Source organism: Acidovorax sp. KPB24-07, assembly GCF_057543315.1.
The window spans coordinates 1-7396 of the sequence record NZ_BAAJYS010000183.1 but is presented as its reverse complement, the minus strand read 5'-3'; the positions used below and the strand labels follow the sequence as shown (position 1 = coordinate 7396).

The 7396-nt window shown below is 69.7% G+C and carries 7 protein-coding genes; 1 reads left to right on the top strand and 6 read right to left on the bottom strand.

The genetic code is table 11. From position 1 onward, the window contains the following. Window positions 1-760, bottom strand: a 760-nt coding sequence (locus AC27IQ_RS16355; protein ID WP_487090083.1) for a rhodanese-like domain-containing protein, incomplete at its 3' end; no start/stop codon positions are given. 5 nt (window positions 761-765) lie between these two features. Continuing rightward, complete coding sequence (locus AC27IQ_RS16350) at window positions 766-1434, bottom strand: cysteine dioxygenase family protein (RefSeq protein ID WP_487090082.1); 669 nt, start codon at window positions 1432-1434, stop codon at window positions 766-768. 209 nt (window positions 1435-1643) lie between these two features. On the opposite strand from AC27IQ_RS16350, the gene AC27IQ_RS16345 reads away from it, so the two are divergent. Further along, window positions 1644-2750 carry an LLM class flavin-dependent oxidoreductase gene (locus AC27IQ_RS16345; RefSeq protein ID WP_284428499.1) on the top strand — a complete coding sequence of 369 codons (1107 nt, stop codon included), beginning with the start codon at window positions 1644-1646 and terminating at the stop codon, window positions 2748-2750. A gap of 67 nt (window positions 2751-2817) precedes the next feature. Here AC27IQ_RS16345 and AC27IQ_RS16340 read toward each other — a convergent pair whose 3' ends face one another. The 4 genes from AC27IQ_RS16340 to AC27IQ_RS16325 form a co-directional block, all read right to left on the bottom strand. Continuing rightward, window positions 2818-5364 carry a TonB-dependent siderophore receptor gene (locus AC27IQ_RS16340; RefSeq protein ID WP_487090081.1) on the bottom strand — a complete coding sequence of 849 codons (2547 nt, stop codon included), beginning with the start codon at window positions 5362-5364 and terminating at the stop codon, window positions 2818-2820. A gap of 84 nt (window positions 5365-5448) precedes the next feature. Further along, on the bottom strand, window positions 5449-6453 hold the full coding sequence (locus AC27IQ_RS16335; RefSeq protein ID WP_487090080.1) for a FecR family protein: 1005 nt from the start codon (window positions 6451-6453) through the stop codon (window positions 5449-5451). Next, window positions 6450-6962, bottom strand: a complete 513-nt coding sequence (locus AC27IQ_RS16330) for a sigma-70 family RNA polymerase sigma factor (protein WP_284401145.1) — start codon at window positions 6960-6962, stop codon at window positions 6450-6452. Before AC27IQ_RS16330 ends, AC27IQ_RS16335 begins: the two co-directional genes overlap by 4 nt. Before the next feature lie 71 nt (window positions 6963-7033). Continuing rightward, window positions 7034-7396, bottom strand: a 363-nt coding sequence (locus tag AC27IQ_RS16325) for a LysR substrate-binding domain-containing protein (protein ID WP_487090079.1), incomplete at its 5' end; no start/stop codon positions are given.

The following is a 7396-nucleotide window of genomic DNA, read 5'->3' as shown; positions in this document are numbered from 1 at the left end:
CGGCGGCAGTGGCGCGCTGCTCCGGCGGCACCGGCAGGAAGCGTCGGTCGGCGCCATGCTCCAGCGTCTGGCCGGCCAGCAGCCAGCCGATGGTGCCGTTGCGCAACGCGGCCACGGGGTTGGGCAGGCCCGCGTTCACCAGCGACTGCGTGCCGATGATGCTGCGCGTGCGCCCGGCGCAGTTCACGATGATGCGCGTGGCTGGATCGGGCGCGAGCGCCTGGGCGCGCAGCACCAGCTCCGCACCGGGCACGCTGATGCCGCCCGGGATGTTCATGGTCTGGTATTCGTCGAAGCGGCGCGCATCCAGCACCACCACGTCGGCCTTGGCCTGCAGCAGCGCCTGCACCTCCTCGGCCGGCAGCGAGGGCGTGTGGCGTTCGCTCTCCACCAGTTCGCCGAAGGCCTTGCTGGGCACGTTCACGTCGATGAAGAGCTCGCCGCCGGCCTCCTTCCAGCCCTGCAGGCCGCCTTCCAGGAGCGACACGTCGGTGTAGCCCAGCGCGCGCAGGGTGCGCGCCGCAGGCTCGGCCAGGCCTTCGCCGTGGTCGTACACCACGATGGGCGTGGTCCTGCGAGGAATGCGGGTCCAGGCGTCCAGCTCGATCCGCCCGGCGGGCAGGTTGGCGGCGAAGAGCGGGTGGCCTTCGGCGAACGGGGCCTCTTCGCGCACGTCGAGCAGTGCGATCTCCTGCTGGTCGAGCAGGGCCTGGCGGACCTGTTGGGGGCGGGTGGTGGCAAAGGCGGTGGTATCGGTCATGGCACTCATGGGGCGGCGCAGGCGGAGGAAGCGGTGTGGGAGGCCGGGCCGGCGAGCGGCTGGTTCCAGAGGTTGGGCAGGGTGGCGTTGCTGTAGCCGGAGACGAAAGGGCGCACGGAACCGTCCTCGCGGTACACCGACCGCTGCACGGCCCCGATGTTGGCGCCGTACACGTGGATGCTGATCGATGTCTCGCCGGCCAGCGCGTTGCTCACGCGGTGCACGTCGCCGATGGTGGGCGAGACGGCTTCGGTGTCGCCCGGCTGCAGCCGATGGGGCGCACCGCGGGGCTGCCACTGCCCATCGGCGTCCTGCCCGTAGGCTTGAGACAGCTCCGCGCCGCGCAGCATGCCGACCAGGCCCCACACCGTGTGGTCGTGGATGGGCGTGGCCTGGCCCGGCCCCCACACGAAGCTCACCACCGAAAAGCGCCCGAGCGCATCGGCATGCAGCAGGTATTGCTGGTAGCGCTCGGGATCGGGCTGGGCATATTCCGGCGGCAGCCAGTCGTCGTGCGAGACCAGGTCGGCCAGCAGGGCGCTCCCGCGCGCGAGGAGGTCGGGCTCTGCCGGGCGGGGCTCCAGCAGGGCGGCGATCTGCTGCACGAAGTGGCGCAGGCGGGCCGTGCTGGGCGGGTTGTTCACGGGGGCGGTGGGCGAGGGGGCGGTTGGCATGCCGCCATTGCACCAGCCCGGCCGCCGGCAAGGGAAGCGGGTTTTTCATATGCATGCATGTTTTTCTTCTTTCCCCCAGCGCCCCGGACTGACGGCGCCCCCTTGCAGAAACCGAATGACCACAGGCGTTTTTCTTCGTTGGCGCGGGTGGGCGCGATGCCCATCATCGGTGGCTCGCTGTCTGTCTCACGTTCCTTCAAGGAGTCTCCATGGGTGTCCAGTTCATCGGCATGATCCAGCCGCACGAGGTGTCAGAAACCATCGCCCGCAAGGGCCCGGCCGTGGACCCGGCGTACGTGCGGGCCTTTGCCCAGGCGCATGAGCACGCGGGCTTCGACCGCATCCTGGTGCCGGCCAGCGGCACCAGCCCCGACACGCTGCTGACCGTGGCCTACGCCGCCTCGGCCACGCAGAAAATCGCCTTCCTGCTGGCACACCGCCCCGGCTTCGTGGCCCCGACCCTGGCCGCGCGCCAGTTGGCCACGCTGGACCACTACACCGGCGGCCGCGTGGCGGTGCACTACATCTCGGGCGGCTCCGATGCCGACCAGCAGCGCGACGGCGATTTCCTGGGCCACGACGAGCGCTATGCCCGCACCGACGAATACCTCACGCTGCTGCGGCGCGTGTGGACCGAGGACCGCCCCTTCGACCACCACGGCACCTACTACCAGGTGAAAGGCGCTGCGTCCGAGGTCAAGCCGCTGCAGGCGCCCTATGTGCCCATCTACTTCGGCGGTGCCTCCGCGCCCGCGCTGAAGGTGGCCGGCAAGCATGCCGACGTGTATGCGCTTTGGGGCGAGTCGCTCGCCCAGGCCGGTGACCTGGTGCGCCAGGTGCGCGCGGAGGCCGCGCAGCATGGCCGGCACATCGAGTTCAGCATCTCGTTCCGCCCCATCCTGGGCCGTACCGAGGAAGAGGCCTGGGCCCGCGCGGACCAGATCCTGGAAACCACCCGCCGCCTGGGTGTGCCCCAGGGCCACGCGCGCGGCACCGGCCCGCAGCAGAGCGAGGGCGCGCAGCGCCTGCTGGCCGATGCGGCCAAGGGCGACCGCGTGGACGAGCGACTGTGGACGGCCATCGCGCGCGAAACCGGCGGGCGGTCCAACTCCACCTCGCTCGTGGGCACGCCCGAGCAGGTGGCGGACGCACTGCTCAAGTATTACGACTTAGGGATCACCACGTTCCTGATCCGGGGCTTCGACCCGCTGGTGGATGCGATCGAGTACGGCCGCGAACTGTTGCCGCTGGTGCGGGCCAAGGTGGCCGAGCGGGATCGGGTGAATGCCAATCGGGCGGCGTTGAAGGTGGCCTGATTCCGTCGTGTCCGCGTCTCCGAGCGCGGTGTGCTCAGGGCAGCCCACCGCGCTCGCAGTTCTGGAATCACCAGCTGTAGCGCGCCGTCAGATAAACGCTGCGCCGCTCGCCGTAGTAGCACCCCGTGGATGCGATGCACGAGGCCACGTACCGCTTGTCGGTGAGGTTGGCCACATTCAGTGCCAGCCGCACGCCTTTGAGCGATGCCTGCACCCGGCCAAGGTCCCAGCGGATGGCGGCGTCGAACAGCGTGACGCTGGGGACGAGGAAGAGGTTGGCGTTGTCCCCATAGCTGCTGCCCGTGTGCCGCGCACCCGCGCCCACCGACAGCCCGGCGAAGTCTTCGCTTTGCAGCGCATAGTCCAGCCACAGCGCCGCCTGCTGCCGCGGCACGAAGGCGAACCGATTGTTCTGGATGCTGGTGCCGGCCGCGTTGGCGTTGGCGCGCGTGACGCGGCTGTCGGTGTAGGCATAGGACGCAATGGCGTCCAGGCCCCGGGCGAGGGGGCCACGCGCCTCCAGCTCCAGTCCGCGCACCCGCACCTCGCCCGTCTGCTCGTTGAACGACCGGCTGAGCGGATCCGGCGTGAGCACATTGCGCTGGGTCAGCTCGTAAACGGAGGCCGTGAACATGGCGGACGATCCATCCGGCTGGTACTTCACGCCCACTTCGGCCTGACGCCCGGTCGTGGGATCAAAGACCCCGCCGAGCCGGTCGGTGCCAGTCGCAGGCTGAAACGAGGTGGAGTAGCTGATGTAGGGCACCACGCCGCCGTCCAACGTGTACATGAGCGCGGCGCGGCCGGTCCATTGGCCGTCTTCCTGGTTCGTGGCCACCGACCGGCCGGTGGCCGTGGTCAGCGTGCGGGTGGCCGTGTCTGCCCGGTCGTATCGGCCGGCGAACACGCCGGTCCAGCGCTGCCACCGCATCTGGTCCTGCGCATAAACACCCACTTGGCGACGCTTTTGTTCAATATGGGTGCCCACTGTCGGCACCACGCCGCTGTCGGTGCCGTACACCGGCTCGTAGGCGTTGAAAGGCCTGGCAAGCACACGCAGGTTGCTCTCGTCATAGGTCGCCCGCTCGTCCGAAAAGTCGATGCCGGCCAGCACGGTGTGCGCCACCGAGCCGGTGCGGAAATCGGCCTGCGCCTGCGTGTCCACGGTCCACAGGTCCGCCGCTTCCGGAAAAGCCCAGGCATAGCGTGCCAGTGCCGCGGGGTTGCAGGCGCCCTGGCAGAAGGCCTGGATGCGGCGCGTTTCTGCGGTGACCTTGCCGTAACGCAGGTTCTGCCGCAGCGTGAGGTCGCTTGCAAGGCGGTGCTCCACTTCGTAGCCGACGAAGCGCTGCCGATTCTGGTAGCGATCAAAGCCTGGCTCGCCGACGAAGGTGCGGGTCGGCAGCGCGGCATACCTGCTGGTATCCAATGTGCCCGCAGCGGGCAGGGCGGGTGCCCCGCCTCCGCCGGGCGAATCGAGGGACTGCCACTGGCCCAGCAGGGTGACCTGGGTCGCATCCGCCGGGCGAAACGTCAGTGACGGGGCGAAGTAGGTCTTCTTCTCCGATACCGCATCGAACGAGGTGTCGGCTTCGCGGCGCAGGCCCACCAGCCGATAGCTCCAGACGCCGTCGGCGTCCAATGCCCCGCCGAGGTCGAAGGCGGCCTGCTTGCGCTCGTGGCTGCCCGCCTGCAGTTCGATCTCGCGCACCGGCACCACGGTCGGGCGCTTGCTGACCATGTTGATGAGCCCGCCTGGCGCGGCTTGCCCGTACAGAACGGACGACGGTCCCTTGACGACTTCGGTGCGCTCCAGTCCCCAGGGTTCGATGCGGGGCTGCGAATAGCCACGCGCACCGAAGGGAAGGCGCAGGTTGTCGAGGTAGCGCGCCGGCGGGGTGAAGCCGCGCAGGGTGAACCAGTCGTAGCGCAAATCGGTGTTTCCGTACTGCGCGACGATCCCCGGCGTGTAGCGCAGGCTTTCCACCAGCGTGGTAGCCCCCTGGGATTCCATTTGGCCGCGCGTGACGACCGAGATGGACTGGGGTGTTTCCATCAGCGGCGTGTCGGTCTTGGTACCGCCAGTGGCCCGGCGTGCGACGAAACCGGTGCCTGGCCCCTTGCCCGACTCCACCTCTGCGGCAGCGGTGACGGTCACCGGCGCCAGGGTCGCAGCGCTCGCTGCCGGACGCTGGCCTGTGACGCGCACTTCGGGCATGGCAGCAGTGGGTGCGCTGCGTTGCAAGGTGTAGATCCCGCCGGGGGCCGCCACAGCCCGCAGGCCGGTGCCTTCCAAAGCGAGGGCCAGGCCCTCGTCCACGGTCAGGCGCCCGCGCACGCCCGCGCTGGCAATGCCCTCGGTGAGCGCTGCGTTCGACGACAGCAAGATACCGGACTGGCCCGCGAACTGGCTCAGCACCGTGCTCAATGGACCGGCGGCGATGGCGTAGTCCCGTGCGGCAGGCGCCGCGGTTTGGGACTGCACCGGCATGGCCGCGATGCAGGCCGCGAGAGGCACCGCCGCGAATGCGGCAAACCGCAGCGCACGGGGGCGCACTGGGCGCAGCAGGGGTGAAACCGAAAGACGGCGTGGCAAGGTCGGGTAGGCAGGCATGGTGGCGGTGGGTTCAGAAAGAGTTGGGTCGGCATGGGGTATGCCAATCCAACCCGCGAAAGGGGAACCCCGCTGCCCAAAAAATCAACGCGCGGCAGCTCCTGCGGCCGGACTGGCGCGGGCCTCGACCACGGTCCACCAGGGCATGGGCTGGCGGACTTGCACCGGCAAGGTGGCCTGCAGGGCCGACAGGATGCGGTCGGTATCCGCGAGCGGGTAGGAGCCGACGATGCGCAAATCCGCCACCTCCGGCGCGCAGGCCAGGTAACCGCGCTGGTAGCGGCGCAGCTCGGCAATGAAGTCGCCCAGCCGCATGCCGTCAGCCACCAACATGCCGCGCTGCCAGTCCGGTAGCGCGCCTGCCTGTCCTGGCGTCAGGTCCACCCGGTCGTGAAGCAGCAGCGCGCCGCGCCCTGCAGGGACGACGACCGGCTCGCCTCGGCCTCGGGGTGCCACGCGTACCGCGCCCTCGAACACATCCACGCTGACACCGCCGTCATCTTGGTAACGCACGGAAAAACGGGTGCCCAGCGCCGTGAGCCTTCCGGGTGCCACGTCCACCACCAAGGGCCTTGGCGGACTGGAAGGGTCATGGCCGGAGGTGATGAGCACCTCCCCCTGATGAAGCACAAGGCGGCGCAGCGTGGCGGAGTAATCGACATCCAGGGCCGTCGCCGTGTTGAGCCACAGTTCGCTGCCGTCGGACAAGGCGACGGCGCGCTGTTCTCCCGTGTCGGTCCGATAGGCAGCGACCCATCCGCGCCAGGGGCCAAGCTGCGACACCGCCCAGCCGGCAAGGACCGCTGCGGGCGCCACCAGCAGCGCGCGCCGCACGGTGCGCCGTTGCCGCGATACGGCAGGGCGGCGCTCCAGCACCTGCCGCGCCAAAGGGTTGACAGCGCCGGCGAAGACGTCCGCCACGGCCAGCACCTGGTCCCAGGCCGCACGTTGGCGGGGCCCGGTCTCCAGCCAGCGCTGCCATTCCTGCCGTTCCTCTTCGCTGACTGCGCCGCCCTGCAGCACGGCGAACCAATCTGCCGCCTGCTGCAGGTCCTCGAAGGAGGGGGACGCCTCCCCCGCCTCCGTCATTCGCCTGCCAGCAAAAGACACTGCAGCATCGCCTGGGCCATGTATTTCTTGACCATCCGCTCCGATACCCCGAGTTGCTCGCCGATCTGGGCGTAGCCCAGGCCGTCGAGCTGCGATAGCAGGAAGGCGCTGCGTGCCTTGGGATTGAGCCGATCGAGCATCTCGTCGATGCGGCACAGTGTCTCGAGCGCCACCGCGCGCTCCTCCGGGGACGGGGTGACCGGCTCAGGCTGAGCCGAGACTGCCGCGGCCCAGGCACGCTCGATGTCGATCCGCCGCCAGTGGTTCACCACCACGCCATGCGCCAGGGTGCGCAGGAAAGCACCCGGTTCGCGCAGCGCCGCCACATCGCGCGACGCCATCAGGCGAAGGAAGGTGTCGTGCGCAAGATCGGCCGCCTGGCACGCGCTGCCCAGCCGCCGCTGGAACCAACCGAGAAGCCAACCGTGGTGGGACCGATAGATCGCGTCAACGGTGGCGACGGCCGCAGGGTGCAGTGAAGTGGGCATGTGGGCAAGCGAAGGCGGAGGGCAGGGATGCGAACCATTCGCATTCTATTCGCCCTGGTAGGCCGGCCCTGTCACCCGGCTCCACCTGGCGCTCGCATGCCGGCCAAGGTTGGCAAGGTAGCGCGCATCGCATCCAGAAACCGCCGCAGCCGCGCCGGATAGAACCGGGCATGCGGATAGACCAGGTACACCGGCAGCGGCGCCGCCTGCCACGCGGGCGCCAGGTGCCGCAGGCGGCCCTGGCGCAGGTCGGCCTCCACCGCCCAGGCGGAGGCCACTGCCGCGCCCAGGCCCGCCAGCGCCGCGCTGCGCAGGGCATAGAGGCTGTCGGTGCCCATGCGCGGGTGGATGGCGAAGCGCTCCACCGCGCCGTCCGGCACGCGGGTGAGGGACACCTCGCGCTGGTAGTAGGTGCGCAGGGCCAGCCAGGGCAG